This window comes from Bhargavaea cecembensis DSE10 (assembly GCF_000348905.1).
Lineage (GTDB): Bacteria > Bacillota > Bacilli > Bacillales_A > Planococcaceae > Bhargavaea > Bhargavaea cecembensis.
In genome coordinates this window covers 28,566-55,414 of the sequence record NZ_AOFT01000013.1, presented here as the reverse complement: position 1 = coordinate 55,414, position 26,849 = coordinate 28,566, and the positions used below count along the sequence as shown (strand labels likewise).

Below are 26,849 nucleotides of genomic sequence, written 5' to 3'. Positions count from 1 at the left end.
CTCTATAACGGACAACGGGACGGCAGGATGCCGTCCGGTGTCATGGTTTATTTGAAGTTACTTTTGCCGGTTGCCGCCGCGCGGGGAATTTCCGCGACCGCCTCCGCTGCCGCCCCGGGACCGGTTCCTGCCACCGGAACCGCCCTGGCCAGACGGCCTGCCCGAACCGGAACCGCCGCTGCGATTGCCTCCGCGGCCGCCGTTGCTTCCACCACGGCCGCCGCCACTGCGTCCGCCGCCGTTCCGGCCGCCGCCTCGGTTGCCGCCGGAGTCACGTCCGCCTTCTCCGCGGCCTTTGCCGCCGCCCCTTGTATCACCCTTTGTCCGGATGACTTTCGGGCTGTCTTTGCGTGTCCGGCGGACCGGCGCATTGGTACTGTCCATATCCGCCAGCTCAAAGTCGATCGCCGACTCTTCCGGCTTCACGGAGATGACGCGTACTTTTACCTTGTCCCCGATGCGGAACTGCTTGGCCGTGTGCTCGCCGACCATCATCAGATTACGCTCATCGAACCAATAGTAGTCATCGGTCATATAAGAGACGTGGACAAGTCCTTCGATCGTGTTTTCCAGCTCAACGAACAGGCCGAAGTTCGTGACGGAGGAAATGATGCCCTCGAACTCTTCGCCGACCTTGTCCACCATGAACTGGGCTTTCTTGAGCGCTTCCGTGTCCCGCTCGGCATCGACTGCCCGGCGTTCCATGTCTGAAGAGTGCTCCGCGATTTCCGGAATTTCACCCTTCCACTTTGCGACAGTGGCCGGCGAGGTGTCCGCCTCGATGAGGTATGTGCGGATCAGCCGGTGGACGAGAAGGTCGGGATACCGGCGGATCGGCGATGTGAAGTGTGTGTAGAACTCGCTGGACAGTCCGAAGTGGCCGAGGCTCAGCTCGGAATACCTTGCCTGCTGCATTGAACGCAGGAGCATCGTCGAAACGACCGGCTCTTCCGGCTCACCGGAGATCGATTCGAGGATTTCCTGCAGTGCCCTCGGATGAACTTTGTTGGACGTCCCGCGCACGAGAAGACCGAAGTTCGTGATGAATTCAAAGAACCGCTCCAGCTTTTCTGATTTCGGATCTTCGTGGATCCGGTAGATAAACGGGACCCGCAGCCAATGGAAGTGCTCAGCGACTGTCTCGTTCGCGACCAGCATGAACTCTTCGATCAGCTTCTCCGCAACCGTACGTTCCCGTACGACAACGTCTGTCGGCCAGCCTTCTTCGTCTACGATGATTTTCGACTCCTTGAAGTCGAAATCGATCGCCCCGCGGTCAAATCGGCGCTGGCGCAGGATGGCAGCCAGTTCCGCCATATGCTCGAACATCGGGACGAGCGGTTCGTAGCGTGCCCGGAGCTCTTCGTCCTTTTCTTCGATGATCTTATAGACGTCGTGATAGGTCATCCGTTCCACAGTCCGGATCACACTCTGGAAGATTTCATGGGAAACCACTTTGCCCTTGCTGTCGATGATCATCTCACAGCTGAGTGTCAGGCGGTCGACATGAGGGTTCAGCGAGCAGATTCCGTTCGACAGCCGGTGAGGGATCATCGGGATGACCCGGTCCGTCAGGTAGACGCTCGTCCCGCGCTCACGGGCCTCTTCGTCAATCGCAGAGTTTTCCGTCACATAATAGCTGACATCCGCGATGTGGACGCCGAGCTTGTATGTTCCGTCGCTGTTTTTGGTGACTGTGACGGCATCGTCCAGGTCCTTCGCTTCCGCGCCATCGATCGTGACGATCTGCTCGCCGCGGAGGTCGCGCCGCTTGAACAGGTCCTGCTCCCGGATTTCGTCTGGCACACGGTTCGCGTGCTCGATGACTTCATCAGGAAACTCGATCTCAATGCCATATTTATAGATGATCGAGAGGATGTCTACGCCAGGATCGTTTTTGTGTCCGAGTACCTGGACCACGATGCCTTCCGCCGATTTCCGCTCGCTCGGCCACTCGGTGATTTCCACAACGACCTTATGCCCGTCAACCGCGCCAAGCGTGTTTTCCTTGGATACGAACACATCCATCGGCAGTTTCTTGTCGTCAGCGATGACGAAGCCGAAGCCGCGGTGCGCCTGGAATGTGCCAACGACCTTCGTGTTTTTCCGCTCCGCGATCCGGATGACAGACCCTTCCTGCCGGTCGCCGCCCGATTCTTTCATGATCTTGATGAGGACCGTGTCCCCGTTCATCGCGGTATTCGTCTCGTTCGGCGGAATGAAGACATCATCCATTCCTTCTTCTTCCGGCACGACGAACCCGAAGCCTTTGGCATGTCCGACAAACCGGCCGCGGATAATGTCCATCCGCTCCGGTACCCCGTAGCGGTCGGAACGGGACCGGATCACGTCACCCTTTTCCTCCAGTTCCACCAGGACCTTCACAAGTTCCTTGAATTCCCCTGCATCCGTCAGTTCCAGTTCTTCCTGGATCTCCTGTACGGTAAGCGGTTTGTAGCTGTCTTCCCGCATGAACGAAAGAAGCCGGTCACGCAATTCTTTTAAATAGTCTTCCACAATATCCCTCCTGCATTGGCCTGTCATTTTCCGGTGATCTATTCGCTCCAATCCAGTGATTCCAGGAACTCGAGGATATCCCGGTGGAGCTGTTCTTTTTCCGGGCCGAGCGTGATGACATGGCCCGACTCCGGATACATTTTCAAATCTTTCACCGGGGATCCGACGGTCTCATAAATCATATCGGCGGATTTCGGATCGATGACCCTGTCCTGCTCTGCCTGGACGACGAAGACGGGTGCATACACCTCATCCACATGGTCCCTGACATCATGGACAAAGTCCCGTAGTGCCGGAAGGGATGCCATTCCCTTTTGACGGATCTGTTCAACTTCCTCTTCGATCCGGTCCGGTTCTTTCCCTTCATATTTCTTGAATTCCTCCGCATACTGGAGAACACCTTCAAAAAGGATATCCGTCGTTTTCATGATCATCGGCGCACACATGGTCACAAGCCCTTTTACGGGATAGTTATACCCTAATTTAAGCGTGAACACACCTCCAAGCGACAATCCGACCACTGCGATCTCTTCGTAGCCTTCCTCTTTTAGACGTTCATAAGCGGCTTCGACATCTGCCCACCAGTCGGACGGTCCCGTCTTTAAAAGTGCCTCAGGCTCCACGCCATGACCCGAGTAATGCGGCGCCATGCAGGTGTAGTCATGCTTCTCGAGAAACCGCCCGAGCATGCGGACGTCCGCCGAGCTTCCCCGGAAACCGTGCAGAAGCAATACCGCCCTGGGTCCATGCTTGAAGAAAAACGGTTTTGGAGGGGTCAATTTCACTTTTTTCATGGTGGTCTCGCCTCCTATGTAAAAACGCCCAACCGCGCATGCGGCCGGGCGGATGGTTTAAATTCAGAACTTCGTAACGGCAATGGCAAGCACAAAGAAAAGGACCGACAAAATGATCGTCACGCGATGAAAGACGAGGTCAAGACCGCGCGCCTTCTGCTTGCCGAACAATTGCTCCGCTCCACCGGAGATGGCTCCGGAAAGACCTGCACTTTTCCCGGATTGCAACAGGACGACGACAATCAGCGCGATCGATACGATCAGCAGCAGCGTCATGAGCAGTGTATGCATTTTTCCACCTCCTGAAACATTCTCAACAATATCCATTCTATCAAAGCAGGACTGCCGCCACAACTATCTCGGAAAAACTTTGTGATAGGTTGTAGAATGCTGCCGGCAGGTGACATGTTGCAAGTCAACGTGCCATGCGGCAAATTTGGGCTCCATGCGGCAAGTTCGTGTGCCATGTGGCAAGTCCGGGTGCCATGTGGCAAGTCCGGGTCCCATGTGGCAAGTCCGCGTGCCATGTGGCAAGTTCGTGCGCCATGTGGCAAGTTCGTGCGCCATGTGGCAAGTTCGTGCGCCATGTGGCAAGTTGGCACCGCATATGGCAAGTCGGCACTCCTTATTTCAACCTGGCATTCCATGTTGCAAGTCGGCACTCCTTATTGCGACTTGCATCTCTAAACTCCGCTTTCCCATCCAAAGTAAAAGGACCGGCAGGCGCGCCGGTCCTTTCCATTACTTCTTCAGGTTGTAGAACGTCTTGATACCCGGGTACTGCGCAGTTGCAGCCAGCTGGTCCTCGATGCGGAGAAGCTGATTGTACTTGGCGACGCGGTCCGTGCGCGACGGTGCACCGGTCTTAATCTGTCCGGCATTGACCGCGACCGCGATATCAGCGATTGTCACATCTTCCGACTCACCGGAGCGGTGGGAGATGACGGCCGTATAGCCGGCGCGCTTCGCCATTTCGATCGCGTCAAATGTTTCGGTGAGTGTGCCAATCTGGTTCACCTTGACGAGGATGGAGTTGCCGACGCCCTCCTCGATGCCGCGCGCCAGCTTTTTCGTGTTGGTCACGAACAGGTCGTCGCCGACAAGCTGGACCCTGTCGCCGATGCGCTCGGTCAGCATGCGGTGGCCGTCCCAGTCGTTTTCATCCAGGCCGTCCTCAATTGAGATGATCGGGTACTTGTTGCACAGTTCTTCATACCAGGAAACCATTTCTTCAGAAGTGCGGGAGATGCCTTCGCCCGACAGGTTGTACTTGCCGGATTCCTTATCATAGAACTCGGAAGAAGCCACATCCATTGCGAGGACGAGATCTTCGCCCGGCTTGTAGCCTGCTTTCTCGATCGCTTCCATGATTGTCGAGAGCGCTTCTTCGTTGGAACCGAGGTTCGGAGCAAAGCCGCCCTCGTCGCCGACCGCCGTGTTGAGGCCTTTATCCTTCAGTACCGCTTTCAGGGAGTGGAATACTTCCGCGCCCATGCGCAGTGCCTGGCGGAACGATTCCGCGCCGACCGGCATAACCATGAATTCCTGGATGTCGACGTTGTTGTCGGCGTGCTCGCCGCCGTTCAGGATATTCATCATCGGAACCGGCAGCTGCTTGGCATTGACGCCTCCGAGGTACTGATAAAGCGGGAGATCCAGGTAATCCGCTGCTGCGTGCGCGACTGCAATGGACACGCCCAGAATGGCATTGGCGCCGAGCTTGCCCTTGTTTTCCGTTCCGTCCAGTTCAATGAGTGCCTGGTCGATCGATACCTGGTCAAGTACGGAATACATGCCCGACAGTTCATCCGCGATGACGCCGTTGACATTATCGACGGCTTTCAGGACGCCCTTGCCGAGATAACGGGCCTTGTCTCCGTCACGCAGTTCGACCGCTTCGTATTCACCGGTCGACGCGCCGGAAGGCACAATTGCGCGCCCGTAAGCGCCGCTGTCCGTGAAGACCTCCACTTCCACTGTCGGGTTCCCCCGGGAATCGAGTACTTCACGTGCTTGGATTTGGCTGATGATTGGCATTTCATTGACACTCCCTCTGATTAGAATAGTGGTTTGCCTGTCATGTCTTCCGGCTGATCGACGCCCAGAAGCTTCAGCATGGTCGGTGCCAGGTCGGCAAGTATGCCTTCCCTGAGTTCCAGCCCGTCTTCGGTCACGATGACCGGAACCGGGTTTGTCGTGTGCGCGGTCATCGGCCGGCCCTCGGTCGTGACGACTTCGTCCGCGTTTCCGTGGTCCGCAGTGATGATGGCAGCCCCGCCTTTTGCGAGGATGGCATCGACGACCTGCCCGAGGCATTCATCGACAGCTTCGATCGCCTTGACCGTCGGCTCCAGCCGGCCGCTATGGCCGACCATGTCGGGGTTGGCGAAGTTCAGGATGACGGCATCGGTTTCATCCCGATCGATCACGCCGACGAGCGCTTCCGCAACTTCGTAGGCGCTCATCTCCGGTTTCAGGTCGTAGGTCGCGACTTTCGGCGAATCGATGAGGATCCGCTGCTCTCCCTGGAAAACCTCTTCCCGGCCGCCGCTCATGAAGAACGTGACGTGCGGATACTTTTCCGTCTCCGCGATCCGGAGCTGGCGGAGTCCAGCCTCCGAAATCACTTCTCCGACCGTTTTCCGCAGGTTCACGTTCGGATAGACAACCCGTGCCAGACCCTCAAAATCCTCGCTGTACTGCGTAAAGGTGACATAGGTCAGGTCTGCCGGACGGCGATAGGTTGTGCCGAAGCCGCTGAAGTCATCCGAAACGAATGCAGATGTCAGCTGGATTGCCCGGTCCGGCCGGAAGTTAAAGAAGATGATGGAATCGCCGTCATTGACCGTGGCGACGGGCTTGCCGTCTTCTCCACACACAACGAACGGGATGACAAACTCATCCGTCTCCCCCCGCCCGTATGCAGCTTCGACTCCTTCCGCGGCGGAACGTGCCAGTCCGCCCGTGCCGTCCGTGATGGCGTCGTATGCAAGCTTGACCCGGTCCCAGCGCCGGTCCCGGTCCATCGCATAGTACCGGCCGCTGACCGATGCGAACCTTCCGACGCCTGCTTCTTCAAGATGCCGTTCGGTCTCCTCGATGTAGCCGAGCGCCGTCTTCGGGCCGACATCCCGGCCGTCCAGGAAGGCGTGCAGATAGACGCGCTCCACTTCCTGTTTCTTGGCCAGGTCGATCAGGGCATGCAGATGGCTGATATGGCTGTGAACACCGCCGTCCGACAGCAGCCCCATGATATGGAGCGCCCTCCCCGGTTTTTTGGCGTTCCGGAAAGCGGACAGAAGCATTTCGTTTTCGAAGAAATCCTTTTCCCGGATCGATTTGTTGATGCGGGTCAGGCTCTGGTAGACAATCCGGCCGGCTCCGATGTTCAGGTGGCCGACCTCGGAATTGCCCATCTGGCCTTCGGGCAGGCCGACCGCTTCCCCGCTCGCCGTGAGCGTCGTCGTCGGATAGTGCGCATGGTAACGGTCGAAGTTCGGCTTGTCCGCCTGCGCGACGGCGTTGCCGGCCGTCTCGCTCCTGAGGCCGAAGCCATCAAGGATGATCAGCGCGACAGGACGTTTATTCATGGCTCGCCGCCTCCGCCAGCGCGATGAACGACTCCGGTTCCAGGCTCGCGCCTCCGACCAGGGCGCCGTCGATGTCCGGCTGCGCAAGAAGTTCTGCGATGTTCTCAGGTTTCACGCTTCCGCCATACTGGATCCGGACCTGCTCTGCAGTTTCCTGCCCATATAGCTCGGCAAGCGTGCTCCGGATTTCGGCGCATGCCTCATTCGCCATGTCGGATGTTGCGGTCTTCCCTGTCCCGATCGCCCAGATCGGTTCATAAGCGACCACGGCCCTGGCTGCCTCTTCCGCGCTGATGCCTTCCAGTGCTGCCCGCACCTGTCCGGAGATTTTCTCCGCAGTCTTGTTGCCTTCGCGCTCTTCCAGCGACTCGCCGACACAGACGATCGGAATGAGTCCATGGGCGAATGCAGACTTCACCTTGCGGTTGACCGAATCGTCGGTTTCGTTAAAGTACTCACGGCGCTCGGAGTGGCCGATTATGACGTACCTGACGCCCAGGTCCGTCAGCATCACCGGGCTGACTTCTCCGGTAAAGGCACCCTTTTCTTCTTCGTGCATCGTCTGTGCGCCGACCGCGGGTGTTCCATCACCGGCACGTCCCGAAAGAGCTGCCAGGAAAGGTGCCGGTGCGCAGATTACCGTGTCCGCCTGATCGGCATCCGGGAGTTTTCCTTTGACCGAGTCAAAGAACGATTCCGCTTCACCGAGTGTTTTGTGCATTTTCCAGTTGCCTGCAATGATCGGTTTTCGCATATCCGTTCCCTCCAATTTTTCGCCGTTTACTTGTCGTCCAGGGCAGACACACCCGGAAGGTCTTTTCCTTCCATGAACTCTAGGGAAGCCCCGCCGCCCGTCGAGACATGGTCCATCCGGTCTGCCAGATCGAATTTCTCGACGGCAGCCGCCGAGTCCCCGCCGCCGATGATCGTGTAGCCTTCTGTTTCGGCAACCGCTTCAGCGACTTTCTTGGTGCCTTCCGCAAAAGCATCCATCTCGAACACACCCATCGGCCCGTTCCAGAGGATCGTCTTGGACTGGCGGATGACATCGGCATATTCGGCCGCTGTCTCTGGGCCGATATCCAGTCCCATCCACCCCTCAGGGATGGAATCCGTGCTTACTGTCCTGGTTTCCGCATCCGCTTTGAATTCGGAAGCTACCACCGCATCAGTCGGGATATGGAGCTTCACGCCCTTTTCCCCGGCCTTTTGTATGAATGACTTTGCAAGGTCAATTTTGTCTTCTTCGACAAGCGAGTTTCCGACATCGTGGCCCTGGGCCTTCGTGAACGTGTAGGAAAGGCCGCCGCCGAGAAGCAGATGATCGACCTTGTCGAGGAGGTGGTCGATGACACCGATTTTATCCTTGACCTTTGCGCCGCCGATGATGGCGGTGAACGGCCGCTCCGGTTCAGCCAGCGCCTTGCCGAGCACGTCCAGCTCTTTTTCCATGAGCAGGCCTGAAGCTGCCGGAAGATGTTCCGCAATGCCGGCAGTGGATGCATGCGCGCGGTGTGCGGCGCCGAAAGCGTCGTTCACATACAGGTCCGCAAGCTCCGCAAATTGCTTTGCCAGCTCCGGATCGTTCTTTTCTTCGCCTGCATGGAAGCGGACGTTCTCAAGAAGAATGACATCGCCTTCCTGCATGGACGCTACCGCTTCCTTCACGGTATCACCTGTCGATTCCGGAAGAGCACGGACATCCTTTCCGAGCAGTTCGGTCAGGCGCTTGCCCACAGGAGCAAGGCGCATGTCCTCATTGACCTGGCCCTTGGGCCGTCCGAGGTGGCTCGCGAGAATGACTTTCGCACCCGCACCGGCCAGTTTTTCGATCGTCGGCAGTGCCGCACGGATGCGGGTATCGTCCGTGATATGGCCGCCGTCGAGCGGCACGTTGAAGTCGACACGGACAAACACGCGCTTGCCGGCGACATCGAGATCATTAATGGATTTTTTTCGGATCATGAAAACCCCTCCAATTCTCCGTATGTAAAAAGGAACGGGGCGTCCGTTCCTGGCCCCATTCCATTATAGTGGTTTCTTTATGGGAAGGCTATCAGATTCCTGCCTTCGACATGTGGACCATCAGATCGATACAACGTGCAGAATAGCCGCTTTCGTTGTCGTACCAGCTGATGACTTTGACCATATCGTCGCCGATCGCCATCGTCGACAGCGCATCGACCGTAGACGAAGCCGGCACGCCGTTGTAGTCCTTGGAGACGAGCGGCAGTTCGGATACGAATAGGAGACCCTTCAGCTCGCCTTCAGCCGCTTCCTTCATCGCCGCGTTCACATCTTCCGGTGTCGCCGGCTGTTCCAGCTGTGCCGTGAAGTCGACGAGGGAGACGTTCGGTGTCGGTACGCGCACTGCCATGCCGTCCAGCTTGCCCTTCAGCTCAGGAAGCACTTTTGTAACGGCAGTCGCAGCGCCGGTAGTCGTCGGAATCATCGACTCCGCAGCCGCACGTGCCCGGCGGAAGTCGCTGTGCGGGAGGTCGAGGATGCGCTGGTCGTTCGTGTAGGAGTGAACAGTGGTCATGAGACCCTTTTTCACGCCGAACTTGTCATTGAGGACTTTGACGACCGGTGCCAGGCAGTTTGTCGTACAGGATGCGTTCGAGACAATTTCGTCCTTTTCCGGATCAAAGTCGTTTTCGTTGATGCCCATGACAAGCGTCTTGATGTCGCCTTTGCCCGGTGCGGAAAGGAGCACGCGCTTGGCGCCGGCCTCAAGGTGCTTGCCTGCCGATTCGCGGTCCCGGAAGACGCCGGTTGATTCAAGAACAACGTCGATTCCGAGGTCGCCCCATGGAAGGGCTGCTGGATCTTTTTCTGCAAATACTCGGATTTTCTTGCCCGCAACGATCAGGTGCTCTTCGTCGCTGTCCACTTCAGGGCCGAATGTGCCGTGAACAGAGTCGAACTTCAGGAGATGGGCAAGCATCGCCGCATCCGTCAGGTCGTTGACCGCTACGATATCGAGTTCCGGGTTGTCCCAAGCCTGGCGGAAGACCACGCGTCCGATCCGCCCAAATCCGTTGATTGCCACTTTCAATGCCATATCAGAATCCCTCCGGTTTTATCATTCATTCGTCAGTTTCAAACATTCACGTCGTCTCCCCGCCGTAAAGGCGGAGCATTTCTCTTGCGGCCGTTTCGTCGGTCACAAGGACCGTCTGTTCCGGCGCCTGTTTCATATAGGCGAGAATCGGTGCGGCCTTTTCCTTCCCGCCTGCCACGGCAAGCGGATGCGGGATGCGGTCTGCCTGGTCCCTATTTAGCCCGATTGTGCGGAGCCGATGGATCACCGAGCCGTCCCGGCCGAGATAGTAGCCGAACGCTTCCGCGGCTGCGCCTTCCCGGGCCAGCTTTTCCAGGGTCTTTTCATCCGATCCACGGCGGCGTGCCAGTTCCAGTGCATCACCAATTCCGTGGACAATACAGTCTGTCCGGTCATACAGGGCCACCGCCTCCATCACTGAAGGCTCTTCCATGAGCGGAGCGATCGATGATTCCGCGAGCGTCTCGGGCAGATGAAGCGGTGTCCACTCACCGCCCGTCGCAGCAGCAAGCATGGCCGCAATCATATTGGCCTGCGACTTCACATCGCCGCCTGTCCCGCCGCGTGCTGCGATAAAGCGGATCCCTGCCGGAAGACCGGCAACTCCCGCCTCATCGGCAACCGCTGCGATGGTGCTGCCGCCGGTTACGGCCACAACAGAACCGTCACGGAGGACATTGGCCAGATGGCCGCAAGCAGCTCTTGCCATCCTGCGTTTTGTCAGCTCGTCGTCATCCCCGCCCGGGACGACCATCACTTTCTGTATACCCAATTTCCGGCATAGTTCAGTCCCCAATTCTTCAAGTCCTGTCCAGCGCCGGATCACCGGCTGGAGCGTACCCAGCACAGTTTCTCCTTCAGGCGTCACTTTCATGCCCGAGGTTTCCGCGGTGATCAGGCCCTGTTTCCGAAGAAGGTCGCATATCGCACGCACTTCACGTTCGCTGAGCCCCTCCCGCCCGACAAGCGAACGCCTGCCGACGGGCCCTTCCTGCCGGATGGCATTCAGGATGCTGCAGCGGACGGACAGCAGCTCCGGCATCTCGGGGAGAACACTGAGCAATGACTGTGTCACCGCATCCATGGACATCCTCCTCACTTCGGGACAACTAACGTCCCGGTGATTAAAATTATGTCCCACTTCGTACTTATTGTATTCCACGTATTGGACAGTTGCAAACTTTTTATCCAAATAAAAAAAGAAGCGCTACAGGAGCGCTTCCATAACATCACCGTAGCCGATGTTCCCGTACAGAAGGACTTCGCCGTCCTTTTCAAGGACCGGGATCATCAGCATGTATTTTTCGTGCAGCCGGTCGTCCTGCCTGATGTCGATCACTTCGACATCAAGCGGGACATCCTCCGCTGCAAGCTTCAGATTAAGCAACGCCTCGTCGCAGAGCGGACAGTCGTTGCCTACATATAGAGTTACGTTCATATTGTAATCCTTCTTTCCAGTCAGGTTACCAGCCCCGGCCGGCGCCGCCTCCGCCACCGGAGCCACCTCCGCCTCCAGTGAAGCCGCCTCCTCCGCCGAAGCCGCCTCCTCCGAAGCCTCCGCCCCCGCCGAAAGAACCAGGGATGAAGATGAACGGGCCGCCCCTCCGGCGTCTGCCGCCAGGTCCTCCGCCGCCTCCTCGTCCTCCGCCTCCGAAGAACATGTTGACAAGGACGAAGATGATGATGATTGCGACAATCGGGCTGATTCCGCCACCGCCGCCACCACTTCCTGTGCCCGCATAGGGCTCGGGCTGCTCGACGGTGCCTTCCCAGTTGTATTCATTGGCCACTTCATTGTGGAGAACTCGGTAGACGTTCATGATGGCAGTCTGTGGGTCGGGTTCCACATTAGGGTTCGGTGGTTTCAGATACGGCATTCCATACTCATCTATGATGCGACCAACCTTCCCGTCCGGGAGAGCCCCCTCAAGACCATAGCCTACAGACACTTCAAATGCCCTGTCATCTGAGGAGTTTTTAACAGTCGAGACAAGCAGCAGAACGCCATTATCCTCTCCCGCAGCTCCAAGCTGGTACTCACGAAGTGCCTGAAGGGCATACATCTCGGGAATCTCCACCGCAAACGGAACAGTCAGCACGGCGATCTGTGCGCCTGTCCCCTGATCAAGAGCCGAGGCCATTGAGACAATCTGTGATCGCTGATCGGCCGTCAGGATGCCGGCATGGTCCTGCACGTAAATATTGTCACCGATCGGTTCCGGTACGTCCGGCTCCGCCGCCAGAGCGGGCGTTCCGGCAAAGAGAAGCAGGACAAACAGAAGGGTCCTGCAGAGCTGCTTCATCAGTTACCGTACTCCCCGAAATCGACTTTCGGCGCTTCCTGGGCGGCCTCCGACGCTTCAAAGTACTCTTTCTGGTCGAATCCGAAAATGCCGGCTACGAGATTGCCCGGGAATCTCCGGACATTCCGGTTGTACTCGGTGGCCGCTTCATTATAGTCCATCCTTGCGACCGCAAGCCGGTTTTCCGTCCCGGCCAGTTCATCCATGAGCTGGCGGAAGTTCTCGTTCGCCTTCAGGTCCGGATAGTTTTCGGCAATGACGAGCAGCCGGCTCAGCGCGCCGGTCAGTTCTTCGTTGGCATTTGCCTGTTCTTCCGGAGATCCTGCCCCTGCGAGCCGGGAGCGCGCATCCGCGATGTCCGTGAAGACTTCCTCTTCATGCGCAGCGTAGCCTTTTGCGGTTTCAACGAGGTTCGGGATCAGGTCCATCCGCCGCTGCAGCTGGTTCTCGATCTGGCTGTAGGCCTGGTTCACGTCTTCCTCCAGATTCACGAAGGAATTGTATTTTGGCACAAGGATAATGGCCAGGACGACCAGGATGCCGACAATGATCAGCAGCGGTCCCATCATTTTTCTCATACGTTTCAGTCCCCTCTCTTGCCTGCGATATCTAACCCTACCTTACCCTATCCGAATTGCCCTCGAAACAACGGCCGTTTCATTATTCTCTACGTACAAAAGAAGGAAAAGTTTCAGGAGATGTGGAATGAAGCTAGGGAGTAACAGGCAGACACCGTTTTCCGGGAACAACAAAAAACGCACACCTTTACAGGTGTGCGTCTGTCAGCGCCCTCGGCAGGAATCGAACCCACATCTTAAGAACCGGAATCTTACGTGCTATCCGTTGCACCACGAGGGCAGAACATTTATAGTCTCCTTACCGGACGACAGTTTTCATTATACAAGTATGCCGTCCGGGATGCAAGCCCCTTTTTCATTTTGAATGAAGCGTCCCATTTGACCTTCATTGACCAAATAGCTTATGATATTTTCAAGGGCTGGAGGGTATAGTGTTCCAGTGCAGGTATTTACTCATCCACTTGAAGGAGGACGAACAGATGAATCTCATCCCTACAGTAATCGAACAGACGAACCGCGGTGAGCGGGCGTACGACATTTACTCGCGGCTCCTGAAAGACCGCATCATCATGCTCGGCTCGGGCATTGACGATAACGTGGCGAACTCGATCGTCGCGCAGCTTCTCTTCCTCGAGGCTGAAGATCCGGACAAAGACATCTCGATCTACATCAACAGCCCGGGAGGCAGCATCACTGCAGGTATGGCGATCTTCGATACGATGCAGTTCATCAAGCCGGATGTGCAGACAATCTGCATCGGCATGGCAGCATCGATGGGCGCCTTCCTTCTCGCTGCGGGAACGAAGGGCAAGCGCTATGCCCTCCCTAACGCGGAAGTGATGATCCACCAGCCGCTCGGCGGCGCACAGGGCCAGGCAACGGAGATCGAGATCGCGGCAAAACGCATTCTCTTCCTCCGCGAAAAACTCAACACGATCCTTGCCGAACGCACCGGCCAGCCGCTTGAAGTCCTTGAGCGCGATACAGAGCGCGACAACTTCATGACTGCTGAGCGCGCGAAGGAATATGGCCTCATCGACCACATCATCGAGCGGAACGAACTTCAGAAAGACAAAAAAGAAGACAAGTAAAAGCCAAAAGACCCGGCGGGATGCCGGGTCTTTTCTTGTTGGTTTCATTCAAAAACGGCTGATGGTCACTTGGCCGCTTCATCTTCAATAATTGCAGCAAGAGCCGTTACGGCGTCTTCCTCATCGTGGCCGTCCGCGCTCAGCGTCACCTCTACCCCTCTGGCGATGGCAAGGCTCATGATGCCCATGATGCTCTTGGCGTTCACCTTGCGCGCCCCCTTCTCCAGGTAGATGTCCGAGGAGAAACGGTTCGCTTCCTGGACGAACAGCGCCGCCTGCCTGGCCTGCAGGCCGGATTTCAGTTTCACCTCTAGTGTCCGTTCGGTCATGGCCGACTTCCTCCTTTGCAACCGGTTGCTTGTCTATTCCTTTATCGTATCGGAGAAGCCCGAAAAGGACAAGAACAAACTTACTTCAGCGATACTCCGCCTTTTCGCAGCTTTTCCGCGATCTCGTCAATCTTGCGCAGCCGGTGGTTGACCCCCGACTTGCTGATCGGCGGGCCCGATACCATCTCTCCGAGTTCCTTCAATGTAATGTCCTGGTACTCGACACGGAGCCGGGCGATTTCCTGCAGCCGCTCCGGCAGCCCTTCGATGCCGATCATCTGGTCGATGTACTGGATATTCTCCACCTGGCGCATGGCGGCTCCGATCGTCTTGTTCAGGTTTGCCGTCTCGCAGTTGACGAGGCGGTTGACGCTGTTGCGCATGTCCCGCACGATGCGGACATCCTCGAACTTGAGCAGTGCGGAGTGGGCGCCGATCAGGCTGAGGAAGTCGGAGATCTTCTCCGCCTCTTTCAGATAGGCGATGAATCCTTTTTTGCGCTCGATCGATTTGGCATTCAGGCCGTAGGCGTTCATCAGCTCCACCAGCGCCTCGCTGTGCTCCTGGTAAAGCGAGAAGATCTCCAAATGATAAGACGAGGTTTCCGGATTATTGACCGAACCGCCCGCAAGAAATGCACCGCGGAGGTAGGAACGCCTGCAGCAGTCGTCCTTGACGATTTCCTTAGAGACGCCTTCGGCGAAACTGATGCCCTCTCCGGTGATCTTCAGATCCTCCAGCATTGTCTTCGCGCCTTCGCGGATCCTGCATATATAAACATTGTTTTTCTTCAGCCGCATTTTCTTCCGGACGAGCAGCTCCACCTTGTACGGGTACAGGCGCCGCATGTTAGTATACATCCTGCGGGCAATCGCCGCGTTTTCTGTCTGGACGTCGAGGCTCATCTGCCGGTTTGAAAACGACAGCACCCCGTTCATCTTGATAAAGGCTGACAGCTCCGCACGGGTGCAGCAATCGTCCATCTCCACCTGCGTCAGTTCTTTTTTCGTTTCCGATGCGAAAGACACCGGCTTCCTCTCCTTTCACGGGCGGCCGTCAGGTCAGACGGCCGCCCCGTCCGGGCTATCCAGGTAGCTGCAGATCAGCTCCGCCACCTTGCCCGCATCGTGCCGGACATGTCCGCCCACGATGGTCGCGATATCTGCCAGGATGACATCATCCGCCAGTTTCCCGAGGTTCTCCACATCACCCTGCACCGGAACGGACTGCTGCTGGCGATAATCTTCCGCCACTGCGTCCAGACCGGTGCCGTCATTGACGACGACGCCGTCGAGGAACCGGGCGCCGAGATGGTCGTACATCACGCGGACATGGTCCGACGCGCTGAACGACGATGTCTCGCCCGGCTGGGTCATGATGTTGCATATGTAGAGCCTGCGCGCTTTGGATTTAAGTACGGCTTCCCCGATTCCGGGTACGAGCAGGTTCGGCAAAATGCTGGTATACAGGCTGCCGGGCCCGACGATTATCATGTCAGCCCTGCGAATTGCACGGACGGCATCATCCAACGGCTCCACTTCGTCCGGGAGCAGGAATACCCGCCGGATCCGGTGGCCGTAAACCGGGATCTTCGACTCGCCGTTGATGATCGAGCCGTCTTCAAGTTCCGCCCCGAGCGTGATGATCTGGTTCGCGGCAGGAAGCACACGTCCCTTGATGTTGAGGAACCTGCTCATTTCCGCCACTGCGCTGGAGAAATCACCGGTGATGTTCGTCATCGCCGCCAGCATCAGGTTTCCGAGCGAGTGGCCGCCAAGCCCCTCCGATGCGGCAAAACGGTACTGGAACATTTCCAGCACAAGCGGCTCGACATCGGAAAGCGCCGCGATGACGTTCCGGACGTCACCCGGCGGCGGAATCATGTAGTCTTTCCGGATCTTCCCTGAGCTGCCTCCGTCATCGGCGACAGTCACAATGGCGGTCAGGTCGACATCATACTGTTTCAGGCCGCGCAGGATCGTGGACAGGCCGGTTCCCCCGCCAATCGCCACAATGCGCTTTTTCCCCTTTTTTCCGGGCATGGGATCAGCCCTTTCTGTGTTTGATATCCCGATGGGTTACCGACGTCTTGTACTCGCCGCTCAGCTTCTCCGCGAAATACTCCGCGAGTGATACGGAGCGGTGCTGGCCGCCCGTGCAGCCGAATGCGATGACAAGCTGCGCCTTGCCCTCTTCCTTGTATCTCGGGATGAGGAAGCGGAAGAGATCTTCCAGCTTCGCGATCAGTTCCTTTGTATCGTTTTGATTCATGACATATTCATAGACATCCGACTGCAGGCCGGTAAGGGGCTTCAGTTCCTCGATATAGTACGGGTTCGGCAGGAACCTCACGTCAAGTGCGATGTCAGCGTCGATCGGGATGCCGTGCTTGTAGCCGAACGACATGACGTTGACCGTGAACGTTCCCTTTTCTGTATCGGAAAAGCTCTCGACAATCTTTTCCCTGAGTTCCCGCGGCCGCAGATAAGTCGTGTTGAACAGGTAGCGCGCCCTGCCCTTGAGCTCGGACAGCATCTCCCGCTCCTTGCGGATGCCGTCGCTGACCAGCCCTCCGTGTGACAGCGGATGCTTGCGGCGGGTTTCCTTGTAGCGCTTGACGAGCGTGCTGTCGTCGGCGTCGAGGAAGAGAACCTGCAGGTCAAATCCATCCGCCGCCTCGATCTGGTCCAGCGTCCCGGTCAGTGAATCAAAATACTCCCTGCCGCGCATGTCCATAACGGCAGCCACCCGTTTCTGCTTCCGGTCCGAATCCGCAAGGAGCTTCAGGAATGTCAGGAGCAGTTCCGGCGGAAGATTGTCGATGCAGTAATAGCCCAGATCCTCGAAACTCTGCATGGCGACTGTCTTGCCGGCACCGGACATTCCGGTGATGACGACCAGTTCCATGTTGCCGCTGTTTTCTTTTTTCTGCTCCGTCATGGTCCCACCCTTTCTTCCGACTGCTGGAGGTCAGCCCCGAGCAGCCTGAATTCCTCCGTATAGGTGAACGTGCCGTATTGGGTTCCCGGGCTTCCGGCGGCAAATTTCAGGTTCATGCGGTCGCCTTCTGCCATCGGCAGGGTATCCAGCTCGCTGACATCATGCCATTCAAGCTTTCCTTCCCGGTTCTCCTCAAACGGCACGCCCTCAAGGCCGCGTGCCGCGAATGTATAGAGCATCCATTCATCCAGCGTCCGGGTATTTGCCTCGTCCCGGATCACCATTGTGTAAATCCCTTTTAAATGCGGCTCGAGCGGTGTCGCGCCGGTTTCTTCCGTAAACTCCCGGAAAGCGGCCGAATAGACAGACTCTCCCGCCTCCATCTTCCCGCCCGGCGCGACATACCAGCCGCGGCGGGGCTTCTTCAACAACAGGACTTTTCCGTCCTGGATAACCAACAGATTGGCGATCCGCTGCATCGGTCTCCCACCTTCCCGGAAAACATTCTACCCTTTATTATACTATGCAACGGATAGGGGATACAAAAGGAATGCAAAAAAGGACGGCAGCCGGGCGTTCCGGTGCCGTCTAAAGGTGTTGCTATCATAAAGGGGGGTCAATTTACACTTCTTACTATACACCCTTTTTATTGCAGCGCTGTTACAGTGCGGTTAAGAACAGATTAAAATCAGGCACCCGTGCCGATTTTTTCCTTAAGTTCCTCGACATACTTCTGTGCGGACTCCGCGGCGATGCTGCCGTCCCCTGTCGCCGTGACGACCTGGCGGAGCGTTTTCGCGCGTACGTCCCCCGCTGCGAAGACACCCGGGATCGAAGTCTTCATGTGTTCATCAGTCGGGATATAGCCGTCCCCGTCGGTGATGCCGAGCGTCTTGAACGGAGCGGTGAGCGGCACCATGCCGATGTAGATGAACACGCCGTCCGCTTCAAACTCGCGCTCGCTGCCGTCTTTTGTCGAAACGAGCGTGACACTGCCGACCTTGCCGTCCTTGTCATTGATCGACTTGACGGTATGGCTCCAGATAAAGTCGATCTTCGGATTCGCGAATGCACGGTCCTGAAGGATCTTCTGCGCACGCAGCTCATCGCGGCGGTGCACGATGGTCACCTTATCCGCAAACCGTGTCAGGAAGTTGCCTTCCTCGACTGCGGAATCGCCGCCGCCGACCACGACGAGGTTCTTTTGTTTAAAGAACGCCCCGTCACAGACCGCACAGTAGCTGACGCCGCGGCCGCCGAGTTCGGATTCGCCCGGAATGCCCATCTTTTTGTATTCTGCGCCCGTGCCGATAATGATCGAGCGGGCCTTGTATTCCTTGCCGCCCGCGACGATCGTCTTGTATTCTTCACCGTCACGGATTTCGGAAACGTCGCCGTATGCATACTCGGCGCCGAACTTTTTCGCGTGTTCGAACATTTTATTGGAGAGGTCCGGACCGAGTATGCTGTCGAATCCCGGATAGTTCTCAATATCTTCAGTGTTGGCCATCTGGCCGCCCGGGATGCCGCGCTCGAGCATGAGCGTGGACATGTTGGCACGGCTCGTATAGACCGCGGCAGTCATGCCGGCGGGACCGGCACCGATGATGATGACGTCATAAATCTTATCTTCAGCCATGAATGGTTCCTCCTTAGCTTTGAACGCCTGTCTGCATTCATGCTATTCCATTTGCAGCGCAGGCTCAAACATTCTGCCTAACTGCGCGGGAACGGCAGGAAGCGGAACAGTTCATTGACATACTTCGTGAGGGTCTTTACAGAGATGCCATAGGCCTCCGCCGTTTCTTTTTTCGTGACGCCTTCGTGCCGTGAAGAGCGGTACATGTACTCCGCCGATGCGGCGATGGCCTGCGGATTGCGGAAAGCGTAGCTTTCGTCGATGGCACGGCTGCACATGAGGAACCACATTTCCAGGATGGGCATGTTCTCCTCCGTGAGCGGCTCATAGCGGCTGTAAAGCAGGTCGGTCGCTTCGAACACCCGATTATAAAGGAGTTCTCCGCGATCCCTCCCGGGGAGCCGGTGGCCGAGGCCATTTGCCAGGAACAGCTTTTCCGTCGTCGACATCTTTTCGACGTCCGGCCATTCCGGGTGGGTCAGGATATCCTCGCGGCGCATCGATTTCCCCGTCAGGAACAGGCCGAGCAGGCGCAGCCCCTCTTCCCCGCTGTTCAGTTTACCGATGACGAATTTCGGGTCGTTTTCGGGCGTATCCGGAATCCGTGCCCGCAGCCACGGCTCCTTGCCTTCCTTGGACGGATCCATCGACACAAGCACCGCCCATGCATCGCGAGCGACCTTATCCTCTCCGATCATGGCCGCGGCATGCGCCAGCCAGAAGTAAAAGCCCGGATCGCCTTCGAAGCCGATCCGTTGCAGGCCGCGGAGCCAACCGTACGCCTCCTGATGGCGGCCGACCAGAGCAAGTGTCGCCCCGAGCTTATAGCGGTGGTCGACGAGCATCGGGCGGATCTTCAGCAGGATGGAGACCATCCGGTTGAGCGCTTCCGCGTCCTGCTTATAAAAGTGGAAGACCGCAAAGTTGCAGAGGGCATGGAGGTTGCCGTTGTCTCCCCGCAGCACCTGGTTCAGAAGCGCCTCCGCCTGCTCGGTGTCGCCGATATAGAAGTAGGCGAGCGCCAGGTTGTTATAGGCCGCCCAGAAATCAGGGTGTTCCTCGATCGCAGATTCCAGCAGGTTGACGGCTTCCCGGAATTCCCCGGATTCCATCAGACGGCGGCCGCGGTCAAGAATGTAGTCCAGCCGCCCGTCCCCTTCGGCATCATCCGGCAACCCGTACAGTTCATGCTCGGAGAACTCGATGATGTCCATCGCCTCGCCACGGTACAGCCCTTCCGGAGCCAGCTTGAGGTATCTCTGCGCGTACCGGATCGCATCCCGGAGATAGCCCAGATTGACATGCACCTCGGACAGATAAAACAGGGTGTCCGGATCTTCCGGGCCCGAATCATGGGCGGCCATCAGGAGGTCGCGGGCATGCTCAAAGCGGCCCATATCAATCTCCAGGATGGCGTACTGCAGGAGGATGTCGGCATCCTCCGGGCTCAGGTCCGCCGCCCTGCTGAGAAACTTATGGGCCTTTTCCACCTCGTCGCGCTTGAGTGCGCCGAGTGCCTTCTTGTAATAGAATTCCCCGTTCGGAATGAAGTTGATGACTTTTTTATGGTTTCCCTGTTGAGAATGATTGTTCAATAAAAATTCCTCCGGATTATGGAAGCGGCAGGGCCGCGTAATATACAAAAGGGTCAAAGGTTTCAGCTACCCATTATATCACAGACACATGCGGCCGGTCGCCGGTAATGGATGGTTGCGGTGCGGGCGGGGGCAGGTGACGCCGGAGAATCGGGTTGAAACGTTGCGATACCGGGGTGAGTTGTTGACATACCGATTAAAAAACGTTGCTATAACGCCCAGACGCAAACAGGAGACCCCCCGTCAGCTCTGACGGGGGGTTCTCTTCCGTTCCTTCAGTTGTTCCGCAGTGTAGATGATGCGGACAGGGTTCCCCCCGGCGAGGCTGCCGGGCGGGATGTCGCGGTTGACGAGCGAGGCGGCGGAGACGGTGGCGCCGTCCCCGATTTCCACGCCCGGCAAAATCGTCGTATTGGCGCCGATCATGACGTTGTCACCGATGATGACATCACCAAGACGGTATTCGTCGGTCAGGTATTCGTGCGCCAGGATCGTCGTGTTAAACCCGATGATCGAATTGCGGCCGATGCGGATCCGTTCCGGAAACATCGTATCCGGGACGACCATCAGTGCAAGCGCCGTTTTCTCCCCGATTCCCATGCCGAGAAACGTCCGGTAGAGCCAGCGCTTCACAGACAGGAACGGCGTATACCGTCCGATCTGGATCACAATGAAATTCTTGGCGACCTTGAAAAACGAGACCGTCCGGTACATATGCCAGAGCGGATTCGTCCCTTTGACCGGCGCAGGATGGCGGTCGGTCCGCCTCATTGCGCCCGGACCTTTCCATCGGCTATTTCCAGCAGGTCCTCAATGGCATCCAGCATATAGTCCGGCTTGAGCGATTCCATAAATGCCCTGCCCTTCGCGCTCCATGCAACGCCCGCCGTGAGGGTGCCGGCATTGCGGCCGCCGTCGATGTCGTGCGAGTTGTCGCCGACCATCAGCGTCGTTGCCGGGTTTGCCCCGAGCGCGTCCATCGCTTTCTGGAGCGGTTCAGGGTGGGGCTTGGCGTGAGTGACATCATCCAGTCCGATCACGACGTCAAAGATGCCGTCCGCATCCATGAGGCCGAGGCCCCTGTGGATGGTTCTGTTCCGTTTTGTGGAAACGATCGCCATCTTCAGGCCGCGTTCCTTCAGCTGCTTGAGCACATCAGACACGCCGGGAAACTCTGACGTCAGCCTGTCGTGGTTTTCCAGGTTCCAGGACACGTATTCCTCCATCAGCTGATCGACATTCTCAGGCGCCAGCGCCTCGAATGTTTCGCGAAGCGGCGGGCCCATGAACGGCAGGCAATCCTCGCGGGTATAGCGGCCCGGGAAATGCTTGCCGAGCACCGCCATGAATGTTTCGATGATCAGATCGTTCGTATCAAACAGCGTCCCGTCAAAGTCGAACAGGATGGTTTCGATTTTATTGGCCATGCGGCAGCACGACTCCCTTCCCTTTGGATAGTTCTGCCCGCTTCCATGCCCAGGCAACCGCCATCGTCAGCACGAATGCGGTCACCACACGGATCAGCAGGAGCGGCCAGACCGGAATGCCGAGCGGGACGAAGATCAGCGTATCCTCGATGACCGCGTGGCAGCTGACGAGAAAGATGAGGACAAGGGTGGCGTCCTTTTTGCTGACACCGTCTTCCTCCACCGCCTGGATCATGACGCCCGCTCCCATTGCCAGTCCTGCGACCAGCCCCGTAGCCAGTGTCATGCCGGCGTTCGGCTGGACGCCGATCAGCTTCGTGAGCGGTCCGAGCTTGGCGGACAGCTTCTGCATCCAGCCTCCGTCTTTCAGGAACTGGATGGCGACCATAAGCGGAATGACGATGACCGCAAGCTGCAGGACCCCGAATCCGGCTTTTTCAAGCCCGAGCAGGGCGATGCCTCCCCAGGTTTCCGGTGCCGCTTCCGGAGACGGCGCCATACCGTACTGAGCAATTTCCGATCCGCCCTTCCAGAACAGGTTGATCAGAATCGCGGAAATCGAAGCAAGCCCGAGGCGGACGACCAGAATGACCCAGAGCTTGACCCCGACTCGCATTGCGACGCCGGACTCGATAAACAGGTTATGTGAAAACGACAGCATGACGGCCAGGATGAAGACTTCCTTCACCGTCAGTTCCAGCGACAGGATACCGGCGATGCCGGCGTACAGATTCAGTGCGTTCCCGAGGACAAGCGGAATTGCCGCTTCCCCGGGCAACCCGAATATTCCCATGAGCGGTGCCACAAGATCGATGATCCAAGGCAATACAGGCGTGTGCTGCAGGATGACGACCAGCAGCGTGATCGGGAAGATGATCTTGCCGAGTGTCCACGTCGTATTCAGCCCCGCCCGGATTCCTTTGCGTAGAGTAGACATGTTTCTGTTCGACATCCTTTACTTATGTTTCCGGCCCCTCATCCGGGCCGTCTGCTGACTTATTCTTTATAACGCGTACGGATATTCATCGCGAAACGGCGGATCAGGTAAATCAGGATCGCGCCGAAGAAACCGATCATCGAGACGATCTGTGCCGCCTTCAGACCCGAAGCCATCAGGCTGTCCGTCCGCATTCCCTCGATAAAGAAGCGGCCGAACGAATACCAGGCGATGTAAAACAGGAAGATGACGCCGCGCAGCGGATTCATCCTGCGGAGCACAAACAGGATCAGAAGAAGCCCGATCAGGTTCCAGACCGATTCATAGAGGAATGTCGGATGGTAGGTCACGCCGTCGATTGTCATCTGATTGACGATCCAGTCCGGCAGCGCGGAATAGCCCCACCAGTCGTCGGCGACCGGCCCGCCGTGCGCTTCCTGGTTCACGAAGTTTCCCCAGCGGCCGAGAATCTGGCCGATGAGCAGGCCCGGCGCCGTGATGTCCGCGACTTTCCAGAACGACACGCCATGCTTTCTCGTGTAGATAATGGCTGTAATCACCGCCGCGATCAGCGCGCCGTGAATGGCGAGCCCGCCTTCCCATACTCTGAAGACCTTCCCGAGGTCGTCCCGGTAGTACTCCCATTGGAAGATGACATAGTAGAGCCGGGCACCGACAATCGAGATCGGCACCGCCCAGATCAGGAAATCAGTCATAAAGTCGGGGTGGAGCCCCCGCTTTACCGCTTCCCGCTGAACGACAAGGAACCCCAGCACGATCCCCGTCGCAATGAGGATCCCGTACCACCGGACATCAATCGGTCCGAGAGAAAAGGCGATCGGATCGATCGCCGCGAGAGTAAACTGCATTCATTGATCCCTTCTTCCGTGCACGCCGGCGGGATGCCGGCTTAGTAGGACGGGTCCTGTTCCCGTCCGATCATATCGTTCAGCCGGTCGGAAAACTGCTCGGCTGCGTTCATGCCCATTTGTTTCATGCGGTGGTTCATCGCCGCCACCTCGACGATCGATGACATGTTCCGTCCCGGACGCACCGGCACGGTGAGCCGTGTCAGCTCGGTGTCGAGGATCTTCAGCTTCTCCTCCTCGAGGCCGAGACGGTCGTAGGTGCGCTCCGGATCCCAGAGTTCCAGGTCGATAATGAGCGTGATCCGCTTGAAGTCACGGATCGCGCTCGCCCCGAAAAGCATCTGTACGTCGATGATGCCGAGCCCGCGGATCTCGAGCAGATGTCGGAGCAGTTCGGGCGGATTTCCGACCAGCGTGTCTTCCGCCACCTGGCGGATTTCCACCATATCGTCCGCCACGAGCCGGTGCCCGCGCTTGACGAGGTCGAGCGCCACCTCGCTTTTGCCGATGCCGCTCTTGCCCGTGATCAGCACGCCGAGCCCATAAATGTCGAGCAGGACTCCGTGCACTGCCGTCATCGGTGCGAGGCGGTTTTCAAGGAAGTCACTGAGCTTATTGGACAGTTTGGTCGTCGTCATCGGCGACGAAAGGAGCGGCACCTGCTCCTCTTCCGCCGCCGCCACCAGTTCCGGCGGAATCCGCATGCTGTGGCAGACGACGATCATCGGCGTATCCGGAGAGCAGAGCTTCCGTGCGCGCTCCATCTTGTCGAGACGGGGAAGCATCGAGAAAAATGAGATCTCGCTTTTCCCCAGAAGCTGGATGCGGTTTGCCGGATAATATTCGAAGAAACCGGCCACTTCAAGTCCGGGACGGGAAATGTCGCTGCTTGCGATATGCCGCCCGATCCCTTCCGCACCCGCAGACAGTTCAAGTCCGAAACGTTCCATCACGTCTTTTACCGTCACGTGATCCATCGGCATTTGCCCCCTTCACTGCCGAATGTCGGCCATGCCCTATATTCTAACAAAGATTCGGTCAATGAACATCGCTTTTATCCGGAAAGCCCGGAATCAGGCGTATCCGACTCGCGGGTTGGCTCTATGTAACAGGCGGAGGGGGGATAGAGATGAAGAAAATCATGCTGGATGCGGGCCACGGCCCAGCAACACCGGGCAAGCGGACACCGGACGGCACGCTATTGGAATTTGCATTTAACGCATCGGTCTCCGCCTATGCGGAAAAGCTCCTGAGGGCCGAAGGGATCACGGTCATGAAAGCGCACGAATCCGGGCGCGACGTGCCATTGGCGGAACGCGTCCGAAAGGCGAACAGCTGGGGGGCGGACGCCTATATCTCGATCCACGCCAACGCGTTCGGCACCGGCTGGAATGAGGCGAACGGCATCGAGACCTATATTTATCCGCGTGCGCAGCGCCAGTCAGAACTGCTGGCGGGACATGTTCAGGCAGCACTCGTTTCCGCCACCGGACGGAAAAACCGCGGAGTAAAGCGGGCAAACTTTGCCGTCGTCCGCGATACCCGCATGCCTGCCGTCCTTCTCGAGTGCGGATTCATGACGAACCGTACGGAAGCCGGACTTCTGAAAAACGACCGGTACAGGAGGCAATGCGCCAGTGCCATCGCCTTCGCCGTCGTGAACTGGTACTACGGCAAGGGGCAATAGAGTGTAAGTAATTGGGGATGGCGGTCAGCCGGTTCGTCACTTTCAAGGCGCCATTCGTCACTTTCGCATGCGGATTCGTCACTTTCAAGGCGGCTTTCGTCACTTTCGCCGACCGATTCGTCACTTTCGCAAAAACGGGCACCAAACGCCAAAAAGGACGGAAGGCCACTTGAGCCTTCCGTCCTTTTGATGTTCCTCAGCTTCCGATGTAACCGACGATAACGGAGCCCGTCTTGGCCTCGCCCCTGACGCGGAGCGGAGGAAGGTCCGGGTTCCCGCCTTCTTTGCGGAATCGGATGGATTTCTGGAGCAGCTGCTCCTGTTCCTTCGTCCGGGTAACGTCCTGCATTCGGATGTCCATGCGGCCAAAGTTTGAGGAGACTTCCCCTTCGATGCCGGCATCCTGCGGCACATACACTTCGACGCTTCCGGACATGGCGGTCGCTTCCACCTTGCGGGATTCGGCATCGCGTGTCGTGACGATGACATGGCCGTTCACGGACTGGGCCTCGATGTCCTTCAGCATGCCGTCGATGTCGATCCGGCCGTTGAGCGTTTCCGCCTCGACCTGCTCACCATGGATATCCGTCAGGCGGATCGCGCCGTTTGCGGTCTCGAACTCAGCTTCATCGAAGTGGAGGTTATCCGCCTCGATCTTGCCGTTGGCTGTGCGCACCCGCACGTTTGCAGCCGTCAGGCCGGCACCGGACTTGAACGTGCCGTTGAACATGCGAACCGAAAGTTTCTTGTACTGCTTTTCCGGCACATGGAGCACGACATTCACCTGGGTCATCTTCTGGTCGTTCGAGATCCGGAGACGGCCGCTGTCGGCTGCGAAGAGGAAGCGCTCCTGGAATTCCTGCTTCGCTTCCGCCTCATCCTCTGCCCGGTGGACCTTCACTTCGCACTCCGCCCGGAGCTCTTCCCCTTCGCCGAGCCGGATATCAAAGCTTCCCATGGAAAGGTCGACAACGATTTCCTCAATGCCTTCCGCACTTTTCGAGAAGGTTTCATGGAAGACAACCGGCTCACCGAACGGCTTGTCGAGGTCGAACGTCTTCACGCGGTCGACCGCCGTCTGCATGAACTGCATGAAACGGTTGCCGATGGTCGTGAAGTCGCGGCGGACATCTTCCAGGAAGTCATCCATCGAGGCCTGCTTTCCGGAGCGTTCTTCTTCACTTTCCGGCTGGGCGTCCTGCTGGAAGTCCCCCTGCCAGTTGTCCGCTTCCTCGCCCGCGGCTGCCGGCTGCGATTCTGTTTCCTGCTTGTCCTTCTGCCCGTCACTGATTTCCGGATGACTTTCCTTCACGGCTTCCCGGTTGCTCTCGAACTTCTCCAAAAGACGCAATGCTTCGTCTGCGCTGATCGTCCCTTGTTCCAGCATGTCCAGAATACGGCTTTTCTCGTCTTTCATGTGCGTTCCTCCTTCGAAAGCGGCATGGCGCTTCCGTTGATAGTTATGTTACGTGCCGGGAGCAGGAAAAGT

Annotated in this window: 27 protein-coding genes and 1 tRNA gene; 2 read left to right on the top strand and 26 right to left on the bottom strand. The window is 57.6% G+C overall.

All coding sequences use genetic code 11. The features are described from left to right. Positions 1–57: 57 nt before the first annotated feature. The 13 genes from rnr to C772_RS12000 form a co-directional block, all read right to left on the bottom strand. Positions 58–2,517 (bottom strand): ribonuclease R, encoded by a 2,460-nt coding sequence (gene rnr / locus C772_RS12060; RefSeq protein WP_008300305.1) that lies wholly within the window; start codon positions 2,515–2,517, stop codon positions 58–60. A gap of 38 nt (positions 2,518–2,555) precedes the next feature. After that, entirely contained in the window at positions 2,556–3,311 is a 756-nt protein-coding gene (locus C772_RS12055; protein ID WP_008300303.1) for an alpha/beta hydrolase, read from the bottom strand. Between the two features lie 63 nt (positions 3,312–3,374). Further along, positions 3,375–3,602 (bottom strand): preprotein translocase subunit SecG, encoded by a 228-nt coding sequence (secG, locus tag C772_RS12050; protein ID WP_008300301.1) that lies wholly within the window; start codon positions 3,600–3,602, stop codon positions 3,375–3,377. A 450-nt stretch (positions 3,603–4,052) separates the two neighbouring features. Beyond that, positions 4,053–5,348: a phosphopyruvate hydratase gene (gene eno, locus C772_RS12045; RefSeq protein WP_008300299.1), complete on the bottom strand. Its 1,296-nt coding sequence runs from the start codon at positions 5,346–5,348 to the stop codon at positions 4,053–4,055. 20 nt (positions 5,349–5,368) lie between these two features. After that, positions 5,369–6,901, bottom strand: coding sequence for a 2,3-bisphosphoglycerate-independent phosphoglycerate mutase (gene gpmI / locus C772_RS12040; protein ID WP_008300297.1), 1,533 nt, complete (start codon positions 6,899–6,901; stop codon positions 5,369–5,371). Continuing rightward, on the bottom strand, positions 6,894–7,655 hold the full coding sequence (gene tpiA, locus C772_RS12035; protein WP_008300296.1) for a triose-phosphate isomerase: 762 nt from the start codon (positions 7,653–7,655) through the stop codon (positions 6,894–6,896). Before tpiA ends, gpmI begins: the two co-directional genes overlap by 8 nt. A 26-nt stretch (positions 7,656–7,681) precedes the next feature. Next, positions 7,682–8,866 carry a phosphoglycerate kinase gene (locus C772_RS12030; protein WP_008300295.1) on the bottom strand — a complete coding sequence of 395 codons (1,185 nt, stop codon included), beginning with the start codon at positions 8,864–8,866 and terminating at the stop codon, positions 7,682–7,684. A gap of 91 nt (positions 8,867–8,957) precedes the next feature. After that, complete coding sequence (gene gap, locus C772_RS12025; RefSeq protein ID WP_008300294.1) at positions 8,958–9,965, bottom strand: type I glyceraldehyde-3-phosphate dehydrogenase; 1,008 nt, start codon at positions 9,963–9,965, stop codon at positions 8,958–8,960. A gap of 46 nt (positions 9,966–10,011) precedes the next feature. After that, the gene (locus C772_RS12020) at positions 10,012–11,049 is read right to left on the bottom strand and encodes a sugar-binding transcriptional regulator (RefSeq protein WP_008300293.1); all 1,038 of its coding nucleotides are present in this window, start codon (positions 11,047–11,049) and stop codon (positions 10,012–10,014) included. A gap of 123 nt (positions 11,050–11,172) precedes the next feature. Then, on the bottom strand, positions 11,173–11,403 hold the full coding sequence (locus C772_RS12015) for a glutaredoxin family protein (protein WP_035002361.1): 231 nt from the start codon (positions 11,401–11,403) through the stop codon (positions 11,173–11,175). Between the two features lie 25 nt (positions 11,404–11,428). After that, the gene (locus C772_RS16945; RefSeq protein WP_008300291.1) at positions 11,429–12,268 is read right to left on the bottom strand and encodes a TPM domain-containing protein; all 840 of its coding nucleotides are present in this window, start codon (positions 12,266–12,268) and stop codon (positions 11,429–11,431) included. Further along, positions 12,268–12,846: a LemA family protein gene (locus C772_RS12005; RefSeq protein WP_008300290.1), complete on the bottom strand. Its 579-nt coding sequence runs from the start codon at positions 12,844–12,846 to the stop codon at positions 12,268–12,270. The genes C772_RS16945 and C772_RS12005 overlap by 1 nt, the downstream gene beginning before the upstream one ends. 208 nt (positions 12,847–13,054) lie before the next feature. Further along, a tRNA-Arg gene (locus C772_RS12000) sits at positions 13,055–13,126 on the bottom strand. 181 nt (positions 13,127–13,307) lie between these two features. Between C772_RS12000 and clpP the strand changes: the two genes are divergently transcribed. Beyond that, positions 13,308–13,937: an ATP-dependent Clp endopeptidase proteolytic subunit ClpP gene (clpP, locus tag C772_RS11995; RefSeq protein ID WP_268743614.1), complete on the top strand. Its 630-nt coding sequence runs from the start codon at positions 13,308–13,310 to the stop codon at positions 13,935–13,937. Between the two features lie 65 nt (positions 13,938–14,002). On the opposite strand, the gene C772_RS11990 is transcribed toward clpP, so the two are convergent. From C772_RS11990 to hprK, 12 genes are all read right to left on the bottom strand, one after another. Next, positions 14,003–14,266, bottom strand: coding sequence for an HPr family phosphocarrier protein (locus C772_RS11990; RefSeq protein WP_008300287.1), 264 nt, complete (start codon positions 14,264–14,266; stop codon positions 14,003–14,005). A gap of 80 nt (positions 14,267–14,346) precedes the next feature. Further along, positions 14,347–15,294 carry a DNA-binding protein WhiA gene (gene whiA / locus C772_RS11985; protein WP_008300286.1) on the bottom strand — a complete coding sequence of 316 codons (948 nt, stop codon included), beginning with the start codon at positions 15,292–15,294 and terminating at the stop codon, positions 14,347–14,349. Positions 15,295–15,327: 33 nt separating this feature from the next. Next, positions 15,328–16,308 (bottom strand): gluconeogenesis factor YvcK family protein, encoded by a 981-nt coding sequence (locus C772_RS11980; protein WP_008300285.1) that lies wholly within the window; start codon positions 16,306–16,308, stop codon positions 15,328–15,330. A 4-nt stretch (positions 16,309–16,312) separates the two neighbouring features. Further along, complete coding sequence (gene rapZ / locus C772_RS11975; RefSeq protein ID WP_008300284.1) at positions 16,313–17,206, bottom strand: RNase adapter RapZ; 894 nt, start codon at positions 17,204–17,206, stop codon at positions 16,313–16,315. Beyond that, positions 17,203–17,685, bottom strand: a complete 483-nt coding sequence (locus C772_RS11970) for an NUDIX hydrolase (RefSeq protein ID WP_008300283.1) — start codon at positions 17,683–17,685, stop codon at positions 17,203–17,205. Before C772_RS11970 ends, rapZ begins: the two co-directional genes overlap by 4 nt. Positions 17,686–17,894: 209 nt before the next feature. Continuing rightward, positions 17,895–18,845 carry a thioredoxin-disulfide reductase gene (trxB, locus tag C772_RS11965; RefSeq protein WP_008300282.1) on the bottom strand — a complete coding sequence of 317 codons (951 nt, stop codon included), beginning with the start codon at positions 18,843–18,845 and terminating at the stop codon, positions 17,895–17,897. 77 nt (positions 18,846–18,922) lie between these two features. After that, the gene (locus tag C772_RS11960; RefSeq protein WP_008300281.1) at positions 18,923–20,440 is read right to left on the bottom strand and encodes a tetratricopeptide repeat protein; all 1,518 of its coding nucleotides are present in this window, start codon (positions 20,438–20,440) and stop codon (positions 18,923–18,925) included. Between the two features lie 243 nt (positions 20,441–20,683). Continuing rightward, positions 20,684–21,211 (bottom strand): acyltransferase, encoded by a 528-nt coding sequence (locus C772_RS11955; protein WP_008300279.1) that lies wholly within the window; start codon positions 21,209–21,211, stop codon positions 20,684–20,686. Further along, the gene (ppaX, locus tag C772_RS11950; RefSeq protein WP_008300277.1) at positions 21,208–21,867 is read right to left on the bottom strand and encodes a pyrophosphatase PpaX; all 660 of its coding nucleotides are present in this window, start codon (positions 21,865–21,867) and stop codon (positions 21,208–21,210) included. Before ppaX ends, C772_RS11955 begins: the two co-directional genes overlap by 4 nt. Further along, a complete protein-coding gene (locus C772_RS11945; RefSeq protein ID WP_008300275.1) occupies positions 21,857–22,804 on the bottom strand; it encodes a nucleoside recognition domain-containing protein in 948 nt (315 codons plus the stop codon). The genes ppaX and C772_RS11945 overlap by 11 nt, the downstream gene beginning before the upstream one ends. A gap of 59 nt (positions 22,805–22,863) precedes the next feature. After that, positions 22,864–23,673: a prolipoprotein diacylglyceryl transferase gene (gene lgt / locus C772_RS11940; RefSeq protein WP_008300273.1), complete on the bottom strand. Its 810-nt coding sequence runs from the start codon at positions 23,671–23,673 to the stop codon at positions 22,864–22,866. 41 nt (positions 23,674–23,714) lie between these two features. Then, positions 23,715–24,650, bottom strand: coding sequence for an HPr(Ser) kinase/phosphatase (gene hprK / locus C772_RS11935; RefSeq protein WP_008300271.1), 936 nt, complete (start codon positions 24,648–24,650; stop codon positions 23,715–23,717). 152 nt (positions 24,651–24,802) lie between these two features. Here hprK and C772_RS11930 point away from each other — a divergent pair, with 152 nt between their 5' ends. Continuing rightward, a complete protein-coding gene (locus C772_RS11930) occupies positions 24,803–25,360 on the top strand; it encodes an N-acetylmuramoyl-L-alanine amidase family protein (protein ID WP_008300269.1) in 558 nt (185 codons plus the stop codon). Between the two features lie 196 nt (positions 25,361–25,556). Here the strand turns inward: C772_RS11930 and C772_RS11925 are convergent, their stop codons facing one another. Next, a complete protein-coding gene (locus C772_RS11925) occupies positions 25,557–26,777 on the bottom strand; it encodes a DUF4097 family beta strand repeat-containing protein (protein ID WP_008300268.1) in 1,221 nt (406 codons plus the stop codon). Positions 26,778–26,849 lie beyond the last annotated feature (72 nt).